Here is a 19,442-nt window from a genome sequence, read left to right on the forward strand (position 1 = left end):
CGTTGTTGCGAGGAGGTGCATTCTACATCTTCCTCATTCAGTGTCAAGCGTTTATTTTCAAGGCTTTTCACTTTTTTTCTTCGTTCTCTCAGTCAGTTCGCTTAGCGCCCTGTGCCGTGACAACGAGGACGCATTATAGGGAGTTTTCTGAGGCTGGCAATAGTTTTTTTAAAAAAAAATGTTCGTTTGTTGGTAAATTAAACGAAGTGCCTATTTTTTGTGGCTTTTTAGCCATTTTGGCAAGTCTGCAAGGCTATCGAGAACAAAATCTGCACACAGTTGTGCCTCTTCAGTTATCTCTTTTCCTGTACGAACAAGAATTTTATGGCCCACTCCCGCAGTTTTTGCTGCCAACATATCTTCTTTTTTATCACCAACCATATAAGAAGAAGCCATATCGATGTTTAATTGAGCTTTCGCATCCATAAACATGCCTGGGGCTGGTTTGCGACAATCACATTCTTTCTTATATTCATCTACAGTGGCATCAGGATGATGAGGACAATAATAGATACCATCTAAATCAACACCTCTATCCGCCAAAGACCAATCCATCCACTCTGTTAGATGTAAAAATTGATCTTCACTATAATAGCCACGACCAATACCTGATTGATTAGTCACAAGTACCAAGGCATATCCCATAGCTTTTAATTCAGCCATTGCCTCAATAACGCCATCGATAAACTTAAAGTTATCAATTTCAGACACATAACCATGGTCTATATTAATAGTTCCATCGCGATCTAAAAAAATCGCAGAAATCCCCTTGCTCACAGCATTACTCCATTTAGATATTTTTATTAGTATCGCATGTTTTTTCTTATATAGAGAATGATATCCACGGCTTTCTTTCTTTATTACTCTTCAACTCTTTTTTATTGACTTAGACGTCTAGACGCCTTAACATCTATTTTAACTCGGGCAGAATAGTCTTTATGTCCCATATCTACTTATATAAAGAAAAACATGATTAAACTGACGAATATAAACAAAGTGTTTAAGCAGGGAGAGCGTTCAATACAAGCGCTATCAAACATTAACCTGCATGTGCCACAAGGGCAGATTTTTGGTGTTATCGGATCGTCAGGAGCGGGTAAAAGTACACTTATACGTTGTGTGAACATGTTAGAAAAACCAACTTCAGGTGAAGTGCTTGTTGATGGTCGTGATCTAACTAAGTTATCTGATAAAGAATTAACAAAAGCACGTCGCGGTATTGGTATGATTTTCCAACATTTCAACTTACTGTCTTCTCGTACAGTGTTTGATAATGTGGCACTGCCATTAGAGCTTGATAATACACCTCGTGCTGAAATTAATAAGCGTGTTAATGAATTACTTGAATTAGTTGGTTTATCAGATAAGAAAGAATATTACCCAGCAAACTTATCTGGTGGGCAAAAGCAACGTGTTGCAATTGCACGCGCATTAGCAAATTCACCAAACGTTTTATTGTGTGATGAAGCAACTAGCGCACTTGACCCAGCAACAACACGTTCTATTTTAGAATTACTAAAAGACATTAACCGTCGTTTAGGCCTCACCATTTTATTAATCACTCATGAAATGGATGTTGTAAAACGCATTTGTGATCAGGTTGCAGTAATAAGTGGTGGTGAATTAGTTGAAAGTGATGCAGTGAGTGAAGTTTTCTCGCATCCAAAAACACCGGTTTCTCAGGCTTTTATCCAATCAACACTACAATTGGATATTCCTGAAGATTACAAAGAGCGCATGAAACCAGAGTGGGAGGAAGGTTTATTCCCATTATTGAAACTTGAATTTAACGGCCAATCCGTTGATGCACCATTAATGTCCATCGTTGCGCGTCGTTTTGATGCAGATATTAATATTTTAAGTTCACAAATGGACTATGCCGGCGGTGTGAAGTTTGGCGTGATGTTAGCTGAACTACACGGTAAGAATGGTAATACTGAAAAGTCGATTGCGTTTTTAGAAGAGCATCATGTGAAAGTAGAGGTTCTCGGTTATGTCTGAAGGAATGATTTATTTATTAATTAGTGGGATCTGGGAAACCTTAGTCATGACCTTCGTTTCAGGCTTCTTTGGTTTTGTCATCGGGCTACCACTTGGTGTTTTGCTTTATGTCACTCGTCCTGAACAAATTATGGCAAATCCACCTGCCTATCGTGTTATCTCAGCACTTGTGAATATTTTTAGGGCTATCCCTTTTATTATATTACTGGTATGGATGATCCCTTTTACTCGCTTGGTTGTAGGAACATCTATTGGCTTGCAAGCCGCCATCGTGCCATTAACTGTTGCCGCAGCACCTTTTATTGCTCGTATGGTCGAAAATACGCTATTGGAAATCCCACAAGGATTAATTGAAGCATCTCGTTCTATGGGTGCAACACCAATGCAAATTATTAAGAAAATTTTATTACCAGAATCTTTACCAGGCTTGATTAACGCTGCAACCATTACACTAATTACATTAGTGGGTTACTCAGCAATGGGTGGTGCTGTTGGTGCCGGTGGTTTAGGTCAAATTGGCTATCAATATGGTTATGTTGGCTATAATGCAACGGTAATGAATATTGTAATTGTTCTGCTCGTTATTCTTGTTTTTATCATTCAGTTTTTCGGCGATCGCTTAGTGAAGCTGACAACACATAAATAATTAGATTGAAGGTTTCAATTATTAAATCGAAACCTTTTAATTAACGGATCAAATAAGGGTAAATGTATGTCATTGAAATTTAAATCGCTCGCAGTTGTAAGTGCTTTAATTGGCGCATTAGCATTAGCTGGTTGTGGTGAAAAAGAAAAAGATCCAAACCATATTCGTGTTGGTGTTATTTCTGGCTCTGAGCAACAAGTTGCAGAAGTAGCAAAACAAGTTGCTAAAGATAAATATGGTCTTGATGTTGAACTCGTTACTTTCAATGACTTCGTAATGCCTAATGAATCATTAAGTCGTGGTGATATCGATCTTAATGCATTCCAACACAAACCTTATTTGGATCAGCAAATTAAAGATCGTAATTTCAAAATTACTGCGGTTGGAAATACGTTTATTTACCCTATAGCGGGTTACTCTAAAAAAATTACTGATTTAGCTGATTTACCTGATGGTGCTCAAGTGGCTATCCCTAACGATCCAACTAACTTAGGGCGTTCACTGCTGTTATTAGAAAAAGTAGGATTAATTAAATTAAAAGATGGTGTAGGCTTATTACCGACTTCTTTAGATATTATTGAAAATCCTAAAAATCTAAAATTAGTAGAATTAGAAGCACCTCAATTGCCACGTTCATTAGATGATCAAAAAATCTATTTGGCGGTAATCAATACCACTTATGCAAGCCAAGTAAACTTAACGCCAGCAAAAGACGGTATTTTTGTTGAAGATAAAGACTCTCCATATGTAAATATCATTGTTGCACGCGAAGATAATAAAGACAGTGAGAATGTGAAGAAATTTATTCAAGCTTACCAAACGGATGAAGTGGATAGCGCTGCAAATAAAATCTTTAACGGCGGTGCAGTTAAAGGTTGGTAATACGCTAATATTTAGCTTAATCATAAAAAAGGCGAACAAATGTTCGCCTTTCTCTTTTTTACTTGGCTAAATTGCATTAAATTAGTGCCGTTTAATTTTCGTATAGACAATAATAAAGAGGATATTACCCATGCACATGCGCTTGCTCCTTATTGGCATCATGGCGCTGTTTATGACAGGCTGTTCAATGCAAAAATCATCTGATGTTGATCAGTCTAAATTTACGGATATGCGTTTAAATAAACCAGGGCAACCACAAAAACCAAGATCACAAACTTTACCTTCAGTACGTATTGTTGAAAAAACAGAAGACCTTTTAGGTGCTCCTTTTAAAGATCTCGGGATTGTTGCAGGTGAATCTTGTCGTCAAACATTACAAGATCCACCAGCCAGTTTACCTATTGCTAAAAAAAGAATGGCAACAAAAGCAGCCTACAAAAATGCAAATGCTGTTTTGTTGCATGAATGCCAAATTGTCACAGGCTTAGGTTGCTATCAATCCGCTATTTGTGAAGGCACAGCGCTACTCATTACAAAATGAATACCTACCAAATGAATTCTATAGGGCACATTTCAAGTCCTTATAAAGAAAAATTTGCCGTTCCACGCCAACCTGGATTAATCCAGGATGGCGGCGGTCAACTTATTCTACATACACCTTATAATCACCCTGATGCAGTTCGAGGCTTAGAACAATTTAGCCACCTTTGGTTGATCTTTGTTTTTCATCAAACAGCACAACAAGGTTGGCATCCTCTCGTTCGCCCCCCTAGATTAGGTGGAAACGCTAAAATGGGGGTATTTGCAACTCGCTCAACCTTTCGCCCCAACCCAATTGGTATGTCATTGGTTGAATTGAAAAAGGTAAATACAACGGATCAGTCTGTTATTTTAGAATTAGGTAGCCTTGATTTAGTGGATGGCACTCCTATTCTTGATATCAAACCTTATTTACCGTTTGCAGAATCTCGCCCAAATGCAATTGCTGGGTTTGCACAAGAAGCTCCCAATAACGAAATGCCGGTTTTCTTTTCACAGATTGCATCCGAACAACTGCAACACTATGCAAGTGAATACCCTCATCTTTCACGCTTTATTACCCAAGTCTTACAGCAAGATCCTCGTCCTGCTTATAAAAAGGGAGAACAAAGTGATAGAATTTATGCAGTACATTTACTCGAATTTAATGTTCGCTGGCAAGTCACTGGACAACAGACACTTGTTCTTAGTGTAGAACCGCGGTAACTTGCTATTATCTTCATTGATATTGCTATCATGAATAATCTAAGCTGAGCATCATTCTCATGTCTTTAGACAAATCAGATTGAAAAAAATGCTTTGCCCCTTTTGGCAGACCTAAGTCACTGGTAGACTAGAGCGTGTTGACCTTTGATGGTCGATTTTTATTCGAATTAAAAGCATTTTAGGCAAGGCGAGAGGTTCGTCGCCTAGTGAACTAGGCTAGCGCCTCTCAACGCAGAATAAAATGAGTGAAACGTCTTTTAATCGAACCTGTAGGGCTGTTTTTATTTTTAAGTGGTCATTGTTAATGTCAATCAATGCCCAAAGCCAAAATAGTTGAATATGTTGCTTGTTTTATAAATTTCTTTTGCTGTAAAAATAAGCAGCAAAGATCAACACGCTCTAAAGTCTTTCTCTAATTATATTGATATAGACTGGCGTGACAGTCAGCCTAAGTATTTTTGTTCTAATGGAACCTAATAATGCGTACTAGCCACTATTTGCTCTCTACTTTAAAAGAGACACCTGCTGATGCAGAAATTGTCAGCCATCAACTTATGCTTCGCGCAGGCATGATCCGTAAACTCGCATCTGGTCTTTATGATTGGATGCCGACAGGGGTTCGTGTTCTAAGAAAAATTGAAAAAATTGTTCGTGAAGAGATGGACAACGCAGGATCACTTGAGATTTCAATGCCAGTTGTTCAACCCGCTGACTTATGGCTAGAAAGTGGTCGTTGGGAACAGTATGGTCCTGAATTACTGCGTTTTTCAGACAGAGGCGAACGCCCATTTGTTTTAGGCCCAACCCATGAAGAAGTTGTTACTGATATTGTTCGTAATGAAATTACCTCTTACAAACAACTTCCACTGAACTTATATCAAATTCAAACTAAATTCCGTGACGAAGTACGCCCTCGTTTTGGTGTTATGCGTTCTCGTGAATTTATCATGAAAGATGCTTATTCTTTCCATATCTCTCAAGAGTCTTTACAAGAGACTTACGACAGAATGTACGAAGCTTACAGCAAAATTTTCTCACGTATTGGTTTAGATTTCCGTCCAGTACTTGCAGATACAGGCTCTATCGGTGGTAATGCCTCTCATGAGTTCCAAGTTTTAGCTGACAGCGGTGAAGATGACATCGTCTTCTCAACTGGCTCTGACTATGCAGCCAATATCGAATTAGCAGAAGCAATAATGCCTGCAACTCCACGAGCTGTTGCAACTGAAGAATTACGTTTAGTGGATACACCAAACGCTAAAACAATTGCTGAATTAGTTGAACAATTCAATCTACCAATTGAAAAAACAGTTAAGACACTGATTGTTCATGGTACGAAAGAAAGTGGCCACCCATTAGTGGCATTATTAGTCCGTGGTGATCACGAACTGAATGAAGTTAAAGCAGAAAAATGCACTATCGTTGCAGCGCCTTTAACTTTCGCAACCGAAGCTGAAATTCGCCAAGCTGTAAATGCAGGCCCAGGTTCATTAGGCCCAGTTAATCTGCCACTGCCCGTTATTATGGATCGTTCTGTCTCAGTAATGAGTGATTTCGGTGCAGGTGCAAACGTTGATGGTAAACACTACTTTGGTATCAACTGGGAGCGTGACCTACCTGTTGCTGAAATTGCTGACATCCGTAATGTTGTTGAAGGCGATCCAAGCCCAGATGGTAAAGGAACGTTGCTAATCAAACGTGGTATTGAAGTTGGCCATATCTTCCAACTTGGTACCAAATATTCAGAAGCATTAAAAGCAACTGTACAAAACGAAGAAGGTCATAACCAAATCGTGACTATGGGCTGTTATGGTATCGGTGTAACTCGTATTGTTGCTGCCGCTATTGAACAAAATCATGATGCTCGCGGTATTATTTGGCCAGATGCGATTGCACCATTCCAAGTTGCTATTTTACCAATGAATATGCATCGTTCTTATCGTGTTAAAGAAGTCGCTGACAAACTTTATGACGAATTACGTGCTCAAGGTATTGATGTTCTGTTTGATGATCGTAAAGAACGTCCAGGTGTAATGTTTGCTGATATGGAACTTATCGGTATTCCACACACAATCGTGATTGGTGATCGTAATTTAGACAACAACCAAATCGAATATAAAGCGCGTCGTAGTGATGATAAATCACTGGTCAATGTTGACGATGTTGTTGCCTTTATCAAAGAGCAACTCGCTTAATTATCAAGCCTCTTTGTAATAAGAAATTTGATTGATAAACAAAAACCCGCTGATGCGGGTTTTTGTTTAGAAAGAATATAAAAAAACTAAAACTTAGCTTCTGCCACCACGATGATTTCCACAAGAACCATGACGATTAAAACGAGGTTTTTCATCTGCGACAACTAAAGCTCGGTCATATTGACCGTCTTCCATTGAAGGACGAATACTGTAATAACCATTTACTTCGAGGTAAACAGGTGTTCCACCCTCAACACCCGTTGAGAAATAGCCTTTTTCCAATTCAATACCACTGGCTGCGTAAACACGCCCTGATTGGCAATCTTTAAACGTACCTGCATCGGCAAAATAGGTAAACTCACCAGCAAGCTGTTTAGGCTGAACCTTAGCTAAAGTATAATTTAGTTCTGAATTAATAACGTTGCCATCAATATCAAGCATGACTAATTTATCTTCGCGAGGTAAATAATAGCTCTTTTCACCATAACTATTAGTCAACGTCAGCTTATCTTTACCTAATACCCATGTTCCTGATTCAAAGAAACTACGTTTGTCATCAGGTGAACCTTGATAGCTTTGCTCCATAACATAAGAGCCATCTTGATTAACAAGAATTGTCGTGTCGATACCAGAGCAATCGGCACAAGGCAGAATACTGTTGTAAGTTTGGTCTACAATTTTTCCATCAAGTGATAAGCCAATATTATTTTGACAACCTGACAGTACAAATAACCCAGCAGCAACGGCTGCAAATAAAAATTTTTTCCCCATCATCAACTCCCTACATTCTGGGTACTTTTTAATAAATCATTCTCAATATGATTCTAACATTTTTTAAAATAAAAGGGGGCAATAAAACAAGCTTTAAGATAAATGCACCCATAATTGTTAATTATTTCTCAAATCACTTCTAATAAAGAACTATTTCAGAAAATTATTATAATAACTATTGTGCTCACATCGAATAACAGCATAATGATTTTATTCTGAATTATTCACTGGCGGCAACACCGCCACGAAAGAGTGGTGAGGGAATATGTCAACAAATACAGAATATCAACCAATTAACTGTGATGATTATGAGTATCTGGAGTTAGCATGCCAGCGTGGTTTAGCGCTCCATATTGAACTGCATGATGGTGAGCTTATTGAAGGTGTTGCGGATGACCTTTTCTTAAGCAAGAAAGTTGAATACTTAAAAGTCAAAACGTCTGAAGGCTCTAAAGATTTACGACTAGATGTTATTGCCAGTTTTTCTAATCCCGAACTTGGGACAATCATTATAAAATCGGAATAACCGAATAAAGAGCAACCGCCAACTGGCGGTTGTTCATTCATGAGCCTCTTGCCACTCAATAGTAATAGCCTGTTCTGATGTTGCTTTTCCCTCAAAAGTAACAAATGTATCAATAGCTGCAATTAACGTATCATTATAATAAATCAAAGGGATCCGGGTTCTACGCCAAGGTGCAACTTCAAGCTCTTGCCAGATTTTTTTACTATGTCGAGCGTGCTCTCGCCCTACAATACGCAAAGATGCTTGTGTTAAACCAAAACGCACAGTGACTTTTTCATCACTTGCAGGCTTTCTAACGGTATTTTTTCCTGTTTCGGCTACGAGTGATAGAACCCCTAATCCATTAGGTAAACATAAAGGTTCATTGAGCAACCACTCAATAATGTGATCAACAGGCTCTTGGACGATTGGAACTAGATAAAGGCGCTGTTTATAGCGTCTGACTTCATCTTGATAAAATTGTAATCGAGGCTCTGCATCTTCTTTTGCTAAAGCAACTTCTTGCCACAATCGTAAGATTTGTTGTCTTGATGGCATGATTTTATTGTGTTTAGCAAACCAGCGCCTGAGTAAAGCATTGCGCTTTATAACACTACAACGGGCAAGTTGATTAATATCTAAGCTGAGATCACTCTTCATCAAACCATTAAGCTCAGGATCTAACAATTCATCTAGTAATGCTTCTTGTTCACCACACAATGTAGCACTTCGAGTTACCGCTTGCGAAAAGTGAGACCAACGTTGAGCTAGCAAAGGCATAACACGCAATCGTAAAAAATTGCGATCATAATGATCATCTTGATTACTATCGTCTTCTATCCAATCTAGCCCTTGTTCAGTAGCATAACATTCAATTTGCTCACGCGTAATATTGAGTAATGGTCGAAGTAAGTAACTATTTTCAAACACCATTTTGGCTGGCATTGAGGAAAGTCCAGCAGGACCACTGCCTCGTTTTAAAGCCAGTAAAAAAGTTTCAGCTTGATCATCTTGGTGCTGAGCAGTCACTAACACTTGTTGTGGCTGTAAATATCGGCGAAAGGCTTGATAACGCGCCTCTCTTGCACCATTTTCAAGACCGCCCTCTTTAGGATCCACATTCACTTTTTCACTGATAAAATCGACACGCCATTGCTGACAGCATTGTTTACAATGAGCAAGCCAATCATCTGCTTTGATATTTAATCCATGATGAATATAGATAGCGGTTAATTCTAAAGGTAATTGGAATTCATCACGTAAACGTACAAGTCCTTGCAATAAAACTGTGGAATCTACACCACCACTAAAACCCACCAAAATTTTAGTGTAAGGATCAATTTGTTGTTTGATTTCTTTAAGGAGTAAGCCGTATTCCTGTTTCATTGTATCGTCATTTATCAGTGAATTCAGATGATTATGTTAAGCTTTTCTACCCAACTTTGCACGAATACAAAGCATTCCTGATAAATGAATATAAAATTTAAGATGTTTGAGTACTAATGAAGCAAGAGAGGGCAGAATAAACGCTATTCTGCCTTAAATAAGCCCTATTTACGCAGTAAAGCCACCATCAACCAAATAAGAGGCTCCAGTGACAAACGAAGCTGCGTCACTCGCCAAAAAAGCCACAACATTAGCAACTTCTTCTGGCGTACCAAGACGACCAATAGGATGCAGTGTCGCCAACTTTTGCTTATCGAGTTCACGCCCATCTAATAAAGGCGTATCAATATACCCTGGACAAACCGCATTAACACGAATACCTTTACTTGCATAATCAATAGCAAGTGTTTGTGTCAGTAATTTAACACCACCTTTTGATGCACAATAGGCAGGAAACTCGTGTTGGCCCACAAAAGAGCAAATCGAACTACAATTAACAATGGCGCCTGACAGTTGATTTTTTAGCCAATATTGAATTGCTGCACGATTAATCAGAAAGAGCCCATTAAGATTAACATCTAATACCCCTTTCCATTTTTCATACTCTAATTTATCAGCGATGTTATCGGTTAAAACACCCGCATTAGCAAAGATGAAATCCAGTCGCCCATACTTATTTACTACATAATCAATAAGTTGTTCGTTCTCTTTTTCACTTTTTACGTCCATTTGTATAAATTCACCCAAAAGGCCTTTTTCTTTTAGGTATTTTTCTGCTTTTTGCCCTCGGGTTAAATGACTACCAGTGATAACAACAAATGCGCCTAAGGATAGAAACTTTTCCGCAGAAGCTAAACCAATCCCGCTATTACCGCCTGTAATGATCCCAACTTTACCATTAAACGATATCATCGCTTTTCCTCACAAAAGAAGTAAATGCCCCTATAAGATAATAGATACGGTTGATTATTCTTTTAGTAAAAAAGTGAATTAATATTGTTTTTGAGATCAACTTAACATATTGATATATAATATATTATTGTTAATATCACTGGGTTTAATTGTCTCAGTAAGGATAGTTTTTAGAGATAAAAAAAACCTCACGTTATCAACATGAGGTTCTCTGTTATTTTAGAAAAACATTACACTATCAGCAGTAACCGTATTCCATTAAACGTTGGTAACGACGGTTTGTTAGCTCTTCTGATTCAAATGCATCTAACTCTTCTAAATCAGCTTTGATTTGTGCTTTTAAAGACGTCGCAATTTCATCATAGTGGCGATGCGCGCCACCTAAAGGCTCAGGAATAACCGTATCAATCAGCTTAAGCTCTTTTAAACGGTTTGCCGTGATCCCCATTGCTTCAGCAGCTAATGGTGCTTTATCTGCGCTTTTCCAAAGGATAGATGCACAACCTTCTGGTGAAATAACAGAATAGGTACTGTATTGCAGCATATTCACTTTATCACCGACACCAATAGCGAGTGCGCCACCAGACCCACCTTCGCCAATAACGGTACAAATGATTGGCACACCAAAACGTGACATTTCACGTAAGTTACGTGCAATCGCTTCTGATTGACCACGCTCTTCAGCACCAACACCAGGATAAGCCCCCGGCGTATCAATAAAGGTGATAATAGGGAGATTAAAACGTTGCGCCATCTCCATTAAACGAAGCGCTTTACGATAGCCTTCTGGCGCAGGCATACCAAAGTTACGGCGGATTTTCTCTTTCGTTTCACGCCCTTTTTGATGTCCAATAACCATCACTGGACGACCATCTAAACGAGCGATACCACCCACAATGGCTTTATCATCAGCATAAGCACGGTCGCCTGCTAATTCTTGGAAATCAGTAAAGATACGATGAATGTAATCCAGTGTGTAAGGTCTTAATGGATGACGTGCAAGTTGTGCGACTTGCCATGCACCAAGATCAGAAAAAATCTTACGCGTTAGCTCTAGGCTTTTTTCTCTTAAGCGTGAAACTTCTTCATCGATATTAATATCAATTTTTTCATCATGTTGGCTAACTGCGGTTAGCGAATCAATTTTCGCTTCTAACTCGGCAATTGGCTGTTCAAAATCCAGAAAATTAAGACTCATAACATTCCTATTTTAGTCAAATTCTAATTCTACCTGCTCATTACCCAGCAGAGTTCGCAGATCCGTTAAAAGCATATCTGTTGGCGTGACACGCCAAGTCGCACCAAATCGTAAACGTGCGCAGGCATCATGCTTTTCAAAATAAAGGTGAACCGGTATCGTGCCTGAACGATGAGGTTCTAAAACGCCGCGAAGACGATTTAATAATTGCTCATTAATTTGCCTGTCTGATAATGAGATAGCAAGTCCTCGTGCATATTTTTCACGGGCTTCGTTGATATCCATAAGTTCGCGGACTGTCATTTTAAGCCCACCATTGAAATCATCAAAGCTGACCTGCCCAGTAGCAATTAAAATCTTGTCTTGTTCTAATAAATGTTGGTATTTATCCAATGCATCAGAAAATAACATAATTTCTAAGCGACCTGAACGATCATCTAAGGTACAAACACCGATCCGATTTCCACGTTTCGTTGTAAATACTTTAGAAGCAAGTACTAAGCCTGCTACCTTCACCATTTGACCACGGGGTGTCGGTACTAAATCTTTTAGACGCGTTCCTGCCGCATATCGTTCAATTTCTTTTAAATAACGAGTGATCGGATGGCCAGTTAAATATAAACCTAAGGTCTCTCGCTCACCTTCTAAAACGACTTGGTCTGGCCATTTAGGTATATTGGCATAAGAACGCTCAACTTGTTCAGGCGCTTCTGCTAACACACCAAACATGTCCGATTGCCCTATTGCTTCAGCTTTGGCATGTTGGTCTGCGGCTTTTAATGCATCTTCTAATGAAGACATCAAAGCAGCACGATGAGGCCCTAGCTTATCGAATGCGCCTGACATTATCAGTTTTTCCATCACTCGGCGATTCAATTTTTTCGTTTCTGTTCTAGCACAGAGATCAAAAATATCTTTAAAGTGACCGCCTTGCTGACGCGCTTCTACAATTGCTTCAATCGGCCCTTCACCCACACCTTTAATGGCACCAATACCATAAACGATTTCACCCTCATCATTTACGTGGAAATGATAAAGACCGCTATTAATATCAGGAGGAAGAACCTTTAAGCCCATTCTCCAACATTCATCAACCAATCCCACCACTTTTTCAGTGTTATCCATATCGGCTGTCATTACAGCAGCCATAAATTCAGCTGGATAGTGGGCTTTTAGCCATAGTGTTTGGTAAGAAACTAATGCATACGCTGCTGAGTGAGATTTGTTAAACCCATAACCGGCGAATTTCTCCACCAAGTCAAAGATCCTCATAGCAAGCTCACCATCGACACCGTTTTTGATAGCACCCTCTTCAAAAACAGAACGCTGCTTTGCCATTTCTTCAGGTTTTTTCTTACCCATTGCGCGTCGTAACATATCCGCGCCACCTAGTGTATATCCCGCAAGAACCTGTGCAATTTGCATAACTTGTTCTTGGTATAGGATAACACCATAGGTTGGTTCTAGAACGGGCTGTAAGCTTTCATGTTGCCACTTAACATCAGGATATGAAATCTCTTCAACACCGTGTTTACGGTCAATAAAGTTATCTACCATGCCTGACTGCAATGGCCCCGGACGAAATAGGGCAACAAGTGCTATCATATCTTCAAAACAGTCGGGACGTAGGCGTTTGATGAGATCTTTCATACCACGAGATTCCAATTGGAATACCGCGGTCGTTTCTGAACGCTGCAACATGTCAAAACTGCGCTGATCCGTTAATGGGATCGCTGAAATATCAACAGGTTCAAGTGACTTTTTAGCACGTCGGGCATTGATCATCTCTAATGCCCAGTTAATGATGGTTAGTGTTCTTAAACCTAAGAAGTCGAATTTAACAAGACCCGCATATTCAACGTCGTTTTTATCAAATTGTGTAACAGGGTTATTTCCCTCAGCATCACAATAAAGTGGTGCAAAGTCCGTGATTTTCGTTGGTGAAATAACGACACCACCCGCATGTTTACCTGCGTTCCGTGTCACCCCTTCTAATTTACGAGCCATATCAATAAGAGATTTCACCTCTTCATCGGCTTCATAAATTTCAGGTAATTGAGGCTCGGCAGCAAATGCTTTTTCCAGCGTCATACCCGGATCAGGGGGAACGAGTTTTGATATCCTATCGACAAAACCGTAAGGGTGTCCCAAAACACGGCCAACATCGCGAATAACGGCTTTCGCCGCCATCGTACCAAATGTAATGATCTGAGATACGGCATCACGACCATACATTTCAGCAACGTGGTCAATAACTCTATCGCGTTTTTCCATACAGAAATCGACGTCAAAGTCAGGCATCGAAACACGTTCAGGGTTAAGAAATCGTTCGAAAAGCAAGTCAAACTCTAGAGGATCAAGATCTGTGATTTTCAGCGAGTAAGCCACTAGTGATCCCGCACCTGAACCTCGTCCAGGACCAACAGGAACACCATTATCTTTAGACCACTGAATAAACTCCATCACGATAAGGAAGTAACCAGGAAATCCCATCTGGTTAATAACTTTCAGCTCGATATCAAGACGCTCATCATATTCAGGGCGTCTTTTTTGTCGCTCTTCAGGATCAGGAAATAAAAAGGCTAAACGTTCTTCTAAACCTTCTTGTGATTTTTTAACAAGAAAATCTTCTGTACTCATATCCCCTGTTGGGAATTGTGGAAGGAAGTATTCCCCTAAACGGATAGTAACATTACAACGTTTAGCGATTTCAACACTATTTTCTAATGCTTCAGGTATATCAGCGAATAATTCACACATTTCTTCTTCTGTGCGCATATATTGCTGAGGACTATAATTCTTAGGACGTTTGGGATCAGATAACGTAAAACCATCATGAATTGCGACACGAATTTCATGTGCGTCAAAATCATCACTGTCGAGAAAACAGACATCATTGGTTGCAACGACAGGCAGACCTTTTTCAGAAGCCAGAGCTACTGCTTCATGAAGATAAGTTTCCTCATCAGTACGACCTGTACGAATCAGTTCTAGATAATAACTATCGGGAAAATGAGTTTGATAATATTCAAGGCACTGATCAACTAAAGCGCGATTTCCACGAAGTAGGAACTTACCCACATCCCCCATTCTACCGCCAGAAAGCAACAAGAGCCCTTCTTTATAGGTTGTTAACCACTCTTGTTTAACAATGGGTCCCGCAGCACCATAGCCATGTTTATACGCTTCAGAGATTAGTAACGTGAGGTTTTGATACCCTACATTATTGCGGGCAAGAATAGTAAGGTGAGCATATTCATCACCTAATAACTCTGTTTCAAGGTAAACATCAGCACCAATGATAGGTTTAATGCCAGCACCATGTGCAGCACCATAAAATTTCACCAACCCACATAAGTTAGTGAAATCAGTAATCGCAAAAGCAGGCATTCCCAGCGAAGCCACTTTCTTCACAAGAGGCCCTGTTTTTGCCAATCCATCGATCATTGAATAATCGCTGTGTACCCTAAGATGGATAAAACGAGGATCTGCCATAGTGTTTAATTACTCTGTGGATTACTTTAAATTTAAAGCACGTTTTACAGGCGCAAAACTTTTTCGATGATAGGGTGTTGCCCCTAATAAGGCTAGTTTTTCCATATGGAAAACAGTTGGATACCCTTTATGTTTAGCAAAACCATAATCAGGGTAAAGCTTATCTAACTCTTCCATTTCTCTATCACGAGTCACTTTAGCAAGTATAGAAGCAGCACTAATTTCTTGAACTAAACTATCACCTTTTATAACCGCTTGAGAAGCCATTGGTAATTTAGGGCAACGGTTGCCATCAATTAAGACCATATCAGGTGTTATTGATAACCCCGCAACAGCACGTTCCATTGCTTTCATGGTTGCCCAAAGAATATTTAATTCATCAATTTCTTCAGGCTCTGCACGGCCTATCGCCCAGCATAATGCTTTTTCTTTTATTTCGTCATAAAGGGCATTACGCTTTTTTTCTGTTAGCTTTTTGGAGTCTGTTAATCCTTCAATTGGATTTGCTGGATCAAGAATAACAGCAGCGGTAACCACTGCGCCCACTAATGGACCTCGACCAACTTCATCAACTCCAGCAATAAGATTTGCTTTGGGATATACAAATTCCATTATTTATCTACCAATTCTAATACTGCATTTGCTGCTTGCTCATCCGCATTACAACGAATGGCGCTATGTAGCTGTAAAAATATCTCTTTTAATTGACGCACTTTTTCTTCATCAGTTAAAAGAGGTAAAAGTTGTTGTGCTAACGCTGAGGGTTCGCACTCTTCTTGCAATAATTCTTTGATAATTTCTCGGCCAGCTAACAAATTAGGTAGCGAGACATAAGGCGTTTTAACTAACCGTTTTGCTAACCAGAAAGTAAATGGTTTCATGCGATAGCCAACAACCATCGGACATTTCGTTAGCATACATTCTAATGCAGCCGTACCTGATGCTAACAAAGTCGCATCACTCGCGATCATTGCTTCTCTTGCTTGCCCATCAAGAAGTTGTACCTCTAGTTCTGGTGCCACATTTTGATGTATCTGTTCAAATTGGGCGCGTCGCTTAGCATTAACTAATGGCACAACAATATGAAGAGAAGGGATCTGCTGTTTTAGTAACTGTGCCGCTTTTATAAAATCAGCACTTAGCATCTCAACTTCAGCATGACGACTACCGGGAAGAAGTGCTAAACAAGGGGTTTCTTCAGATATCCCTAAATGTTCACGAGCAGCTTTTTTGTCTGGATTTAAGGCTATAGCATCAGCCATTGTATGACCAATAAAACGGCAAGGAACCTGATACTTATCATAAAACGCTTTTTCAAAAGGCAGAAAAGCTAAAACGAGATCTGTCGCTTTACCAATTTTGAAAACACGTTTTTGACGCCAAGCCCACACAGATGGACTGACATAGTGAATCGTTTTGATCCCTTTTTGCTTTAAACGACCTTCAAGAGTGATATTAAAATCAGGTGCGTCGATCCCCACGAAAACATCGGGCTTTAATTCTGAGAATCGTTGTGTGAGATCTTTTCTGATCTTTAATAAGCGAGGTAATCGTTCAAGAACTTCAACGATCCCCATAACGGCAAGTTCTTCCATCTCATACCAAGCTTCACAACCTTCAGCTTGCATAAGAGGCCCAGCAACGCCAACAAAGCGTACATTGGGATGCATTTGTTTTAGAGCGCGGATTAATCCCGCGCCCAAGATATCACCGGACGTTTCACCAGCAACTAAGCCGATAACTAACGGACGCTGAGTAGTAGATAATTGGCCTGACAAGGTCATATCCTAATTAGCGAATGATACCGCGGTTAGATTTTGCTGAGTTTTCCAGAAAATCACTGAACAGTTTGACATGCGGATTATTATTATCAGCAACTAATTGTCCAATTTCTTCACGCGCTTCTTCCAGTGTTTTACCATTACGGTAAAGTACTTTGTAAGCATTACGAATTGCATGAAGATCTTCTTTAGCAAAACCTCTGCGCTTTAACCCTTCAATATTCAGCCCATAAGGGGTAGCGTGGTTTCCTTGTGCAATAACAAAAGGAGGAACATCTTGTGCAACGCCTGAACATCCACCGACCATCACGTGAGAGCCAATTTGACAAAATTGATGAACAGCACTCATACCACCGATAATCACAAAATCACCTAAAGTGACGTGACCACCCAATGTGCCGTTATTTGCAATAATACAACGATCACCAATGATACAATCATGTGCGACGTGGGTATTAATCATCAGTAGATTATCATTACCAATTTTTGTGATGTTGCCACCTTGGATTGTTCCACGATGAATAGTTACACTTTCACGAATAAGGTTTCGATCACCAATAATGACTTGCGTTGGTTCACCACGATATTTCAGATCCTGATTAACTTCACCGATAGAAGTGAATTGATAAATCTGATTATCTCGGCCAATACGTGTGTGCCCATTGATAACAACATGAGATTTGACGTCAGTACCTTCACCAATCTCAACATTAGCACCAATGACACAAAAAGGGCCAATGCGAACATTAGCACCGATTACCGCACCCTCTTCAATAATTGAGGAAGGGTGAATTACTGCGGATTTATCTATCATAGGCTAGACCTCACGGCGGCGAGCACACATCATTTCAGCTTCGCAAGCAATTTCCCCATCAACTTTAGCGACGCCTTTAAAGCGAGCAACACCACGACGTTCTTTAATGAATTCTACCTCTAGGATCATTTGATCCCCAGGTAAGACAGGACGTTTAAAGCGAGCACCGTCAATAGCAGCAAAATAGTAGAGTTCACCAGGTTCCAGCTTTCCTACGCTTTTGAATGCTAAAATACCCGTTGCCTGTGCCATGGCTTCGAGGATCAGTACGCCCGGGAAAATAGGTTTTCCTGGAAAGTGACCTTGAAAGAAAGGCTCATTAAAAGATACATTTTTTACTGCTCTTAGAAATTTCTTTTCTTCAAAATCAAGGACACGATCAACCAATAAGAATGGGTAACGGTGTGGAAGTAAATCTAAAATTTCTTCGATTTGCAGAGTATGATTCTCACTCATTGCAATACTCTTCCTGTCTAATAAAACTGAGTCTAATTAATAATGACACGACCTGCTGTGACTCAAAAAGTGAGTTAACCCGCAGGTCGCAAAATGGGTAACATTCGTCAATGACGTATATTGTTACTTGTCGCTACTTTCTACTTGACGTTCAAGCGACTTGAGCCTTTTTTGCATTTCATCAATTCGCAACACAAGTGCTGCGGTTTTACGCCATGCTTTATTCGATTGCAGCGGAATTCCTGAAGAATAAACCCCTGGCTCAGTGATAGGACGCATAACCATTCCCATACCTGTTACCGTGACTTTATCACAGATTTCCATGTGACCATTGATAACACTTGCTCCACCAATCATACAATAGCGGCCTATTTTCAGGCTACCCGCCATGATGACACCACCCGCAACAGCGGTATTATCACCAATAATGACGTTATGTGCGATTTGGCACTGATTATCAATGATAACACCATTACCGATAACTGTGTTATCTAATGCGCCTCTGTCGATTGTAGTACATGCACCGATTTCAACGCGATCACCAATCACCACTGAACCTAATTGTGGAATTTTGATCCAATTACCACGTTCATTAGCATAACCAAAACCATCTGAACCAATCACAGTACCTGATTGAACCAAACAATTTTTACCAATGATAACCTCATGATAAATAGATACATTTGCCCATAAACGACTATTATCGCCAATATGTGCTTTTTTACCCACAAAACAACCGGCACCAATCACAACATTATCACCAAGAATAACATCAGATTCGATAACGGCATTTGCACCCACTGATACATTTTTTCCTAACTTAGCGTCAGGAGAAATAACAGCACTTGGATGAATATCCTGTGCTGGCTGCGGTGTTGTATCCATAATTTGTGCCATTTGAGCATAGGCAAGATACGGGTTTTTCACCACAAGTGCGGCAACAGGACAAAATGGAAGATCAGCTTCTGTTAATACAACGGCAGCAGCCTGACATTCACTTAATTTTTCACGATAACGACTATCGGAAAGAAATGTAATTTGTTCGCTATTTGCTAGGCTCATTGAAGCAAGACCGGCGATAGTGATATCACCATCGCCGTGTAACTGTGCATTCAACTGCTGAGCAAGATCAGCTAATCGAATTGAAAACATCTA

18 protein-coding genes are annotated in these 19,442 nt (G+C 39.8%); 7 read left to right on the plus strand and 11 right to left on the minus strand.

The features are described 5' to 3' along the window. Nucleotides 1-210: 210 nt before the first annotated feature. On the minus strand, nt 211-777 hold the full coding sequence (gmhB, locus tag B6258_RS05235; RefSeq protein ID WP_099074390.1) for a D-glycero-beta-D-manno-heptose 1,7-bisphosphate 7-phosphatase: 567 nt from the start codon (nt 775-777) through the stop codon (nt 211-213). Nucleotides 778-969: 192 nt separating this feature from the next. Between gmhB and metN the strand changes: the two genes are divergently transcribed. From metN to proS, 6 genes are all read left to right on the plus strand, one after another. Then, a complete protein-coding gene (gene metN / locus B6258_RS05240; protein ID WP_099074391.1) occupies nt 970-2,001 on the plus strand; it encodes a methionine ABC transporter ATP-binding protein MetN in 1,032 nt (343 codons plus the stop codon). Then, on the plus strand, nt 1,994-2,647 hold the full coding sequence (locus B6258_RS05245; RefSeq protein ID WP_099074392.1) for a methionine ABC transporter permease MetI: 654 nt from the start codon (nt 1,994-1,996) through the stop codon (nt 2,645-2,647). Before metN ends, B6258_RS05245 begins: the two co-directional genes overlap by 8 nt. Nucleotides 2,648-2,713: 66 nt before the next feature. Continuing rightward, a complete protein-coding gene (locus B6258_RS05250) occupies nt 2,714-3,529 on the plus strand; it encodes a MetQ/NlpA family lipoprotein (protein ID WP_099074393.1) in 816 nt (271 codons plus the stop codon). 130 nt (nt 3,530-3,659) lie between these two features. Continuing rightward, on the plus strand, nt 3,660-4,070 hold the full coding sequence (rcsF, locus tag B6258_RS05255; protein WP_088494713.1) for an Rcs stress response system protein RcsF: 411 nt from the start codon (nt 3,660-3,662) through the stop codon (nt 4,068-4,070). After that, on the plus strand, nt 4,067-4,774 hold the full coding sequence (gene tsaA, locus B6258_RS05260; protein ID WP_099074394.1) for a tRNA (N6-threonylcarbamoyladenosine(37)-N6)-methyltransferase TrmO: 708 nt from the start codon (nt 4,067-4,069) through the stop codon (nt 4,772-4,774). Before rcsF ends, tsaA begins: the two co-directional genes overlap by 4 nt. Before the next feature lie 479 nt (nt 4,775-5,253). Continuing rightward, complete coding sequence (proS, locus tag B6258_RS05265; protein ID WP_099074395.1) at nt 5,254-6,969, plus strand: proline--tRNA ligase; 1,716 nt, start codon at nt 5,254-5,256, stop codon at nt 6,967-6,969. A gap of 93 nt (nt 6,970-7,062) precedes the next feature. Here the strand turns inward: proS and nlpE are convergent, their stop codons facing one another. Then, nucleotides 7,063-7,743: an envelope stress response activation lipoprotein NlpE gene (gene nlpE, locus B6258_RS05270; protein WP_099074396.1), complete on the minus strand. Its 681-nt coding sequence runs from the start codon at nt 7,741-7,743 to the stop codon at nt 7,063-7,065. A 262-nt stretch (nt 7,744-8,005) separates the two neighbouring features. Between nlpE and rof the strand changes: the two genes are divergently transcribed. Next, nucleotides 8,006-8,266, plus strand: a complete 261-nt coding sequence (gene rof / locus B6258_RS05275) for a Rho-binding antiterminator (RefSeq protein WP_099074397.1) — start codon at nt 8,006-8,008, stop codon at nt 8,264-8,266. Nucleotides 8,267-8,299: 33 nt separating this feature from the next. On the opposite strand, the gene tilS is transcribed toward rof, so the two are convergent. From tilS to lpxD, 9 genes are all read right to left on the minus strand, one after another. Then, nucleotides 8,300-9,631: a tRNA lysidine(34) synthetase TilS gene (tilS, locus tag B6258_RS05280; RefSeq protein ID WP_099074398.1), complete on the minus strand. Its 1,332-nt coding sequence runs from the start codon at nt 9,629-9,631 to the stop codon at nt 8,300-8,302. A 168-nt stretch (nt 9,632-9,799) separates the two neighbouring features. Then, nucleotides 9,800-10,543, minus strand: coding sequence for an SDR family NAD(P)-dependent oxidoreductase (locus B6258_RS05285; RefSeq protein WP_099074399.1), 744 nt, complete (start codon nt 10,541-10,543; stop codon nt 9,800-9,802). Nucleotides 10,544-10,781: 238 nt separating this feature from the next. Beyond that, nucleotides 10,782-11,741 carry an acetyl-CoA carboxylase carboxyl transferase subunit alpha gene (gene accA / locus B6258_RS05290; RefSeq protein ID WP_099074400.1) on the minus strand — a complete coding sequence of 320 codons (960 nt, stop codon included), beginning with the start codon at nt 11,739-11,741 and terminating at the stop codon, nt 10,782-10,784. Between the two features lie 12 nt (nt 11,742-11,753). After that, on the minus strand, nt 11,754-15,236 hold the full coding sequence (dnaE, locus tag B6258_RS05295) for a DNA polymerase III subunit alpha (protein ID WP_099074401.1): 3,483 nt from the start codon (nt 15,234-15,236) through the stop codon (nt 11,754-11,756). A gap of 21 nt (nt 15,237-15,257) precedes the next feature. Then, nucleotides 15,258-15,848 (minus strand): ribonuclease HII, encoded by a 591-nt coding sequence (gene rnhB / locus B6258_RS05300; protein ID WP_006535883.1) that lies wholly within the window; start codon nt 15,846-15,848, stop codon nt 15,258-15,260. Next, nucleotides 15,848-17,020 (minus strand): lipid-A-disaccharide synthase, encoded by a 1,173-nt coding sequence (gene lpxB, locus B6258_RS05305; RefSeq protein WP_099074402.1) that lies wholly within the window; start codon nt 17,018-17,020, stop codon nt 15,848-15,850. Before lpxB ends, rnhB begins: the two co-directional genes overlap by 1 nt. A 7-nt stretch (nt 17,021-17,027) precedes the next feature. Continuing rightward, nucleotides 17,028-17,831 (minus strand): acyl-ACP--UDP-N-acetylglucosamine O-acyltransferase, encoded by an 804-nt coding sequence (lpxA, locus tag B6258_RS05310; RefSeq protein ID WP_099074403.1) that lies wholly within the window; start codon nt 17,829-17,831, stop codon nt 17,028-17,030. A gap of 3 nt (nt 17,832-17,834) precedes the next feature. Then, entirely contained in the window at nt 17,835-18,287 is a 453-nt protein-coding gene (fabZ, locus tag B6258_RS05315) for a 3-hydroxyacyl-ACP dehydratase FabZ (RefSeq protein WP_006535887.1), read from the minus strand. 123 nt (nt 18,288-18,410) lie between these two features. Then, nucleotides 18,411-19,439, minus strand: a complete 1,029-nt coding sequence (gene lpxD, locus B6258_RS05320) for a UDP-3-O-(3-hydroxymyristoyl)glucosamine N-acyltransferase (protein WP_099074404.1) — start codon at nt 19,437-19,439, stop codon at nt 18,411-18,413. Nucleotides 19,440-19,442: the final 3 nt, after the last annotated feature.

Source organism: Proteus alimentorum (genome assembly GCF_002607735.1).
Lineage (GTDB): Bacteria > Pseudomonadota > Gammaproteobacteria > Enterobacterales > Enterobacteriaceae > Proteus > Proteus alimentorum.

What these genes read in the sequence shown, in the direction of transcription:
- B6258_RS05285 (WP_099074399.1), bottom strand. Translation starts at nt 10,543, where the DNA reads ATGATATCGTTTAATGGTAAAGTTGGGATCATTACAGGCGGTAATAGC.
- rof (WP_099074397.1), top strand. Translation starts at nt 8,006, where the DNA reads ATGTCAACAAATACAGAATATCAACCAATTAACTGTGATGATTATGAG.
- tilS (WP_099074398.1), bottom strand. Translation starts at nt 9,631, where the DNA reads ATGAAACAGGAATACGGCTTACTCCTTAAAGAAATCAAACAACAAATT.
- accA (WP_099074400.1), bottom strand. Translation starts at nt 11,741, where the DNA reads ATGAGTCTTAATTTTCTGGATTTTGAACAGCCAATTGCCGAGTTAGAA.
- rnhB (WP_006535883.1), bottom strand. Translation starts at nt 15,848, where the DNA reads ATGGAATTTGTATATCCCAAAGCAAATCTTATTGCTGGAGTTGATGAA.
- proS (WP_099074395.1), top strand. Translation starts at nt 5,254, where the DNA reads ATGCGTACTAGCCACTATTTGCTCTCTACTTTAAAAGAGACACCTGCT.
- nlpE (WP_099074396.1), bottom strand. Translation starts at nt 7,743, where the DNA reads ATGATGGGGAAAAAATTTTTATTTGCAGCCGTTGCTGCTGGGTTATTT.
- rcsF (WP_088494713.1), top strand. Translation starts at nt 3,660, where the DNA reads ATGCACATGCGCTTGCTCCTTATTGGCATCATGGCGCTGTTTATGACA.
- lpxD (WP_099074404.1), bottom strand. Translation starts at nt 19,439, where the DNA reads ATGTTTTCAATTCGATTAGCTGATCTTGCTCAGCAGTTGAATGCACAG.
- dnaE (WP_099074401.1), bottom strand. Translation starts at nt 15,236, where the DNA reads ATGGCAGATCCTCGTTTTATCCATCTTAGGGTACACAGCGATTATTCA.
- B6258_RS05245 (WP_099074392.1), top strand. Translation starts at nt 1,994, where the DNA reads ATGTCTGAAGGAATGATTTATTTATTAATTAGTGGGATCTGGGAAACC.
- lpxB (WP_099074402.1), bottom strand. Translation starts at nt 17,020, where the DNA reads ATGACCTTGTCAGGCCAATTATCTACTACTCAGCGTCCGTTAGTTATC.
- tsaA (WP_099074394.1), top strand. Translation starts at nt 4,067, where the DNA reads ATGAATACCTACCAAATGAATTCTATAGGGCACATTTCAAGTCCTTAT.
- fabZ (WP_006535887.1), bottom strand. Translation starts at nt 18,287, where the DNA reads ATGAGTGAGAATCATACTCTGCAAATCGAAGAAATTTTAGATTTACTT.
- metN (WP_099074391.1), top strand. Translation starts at nt 970, where the DNA reads ATGATTAAACTGACGAATATAAACAAAGTGTTTAAGCAGGGAGAGCGT.
- B6258_RS05250 (WP_099074393.1), top strand. Translation starts at nt 2,714, where the DNA reads ATGTCATTGAAATTTAAATCGCTCGCAGTTGTAAGTGCTTTAATTGGC.
- lpxA (WP_099074403.1), bottom strand. Translation starts at nt 17,831, where the DNA reads ATGATAGATAAATCCGCAGTAATTCACCCTTCCTCAATTATTGAAGAG.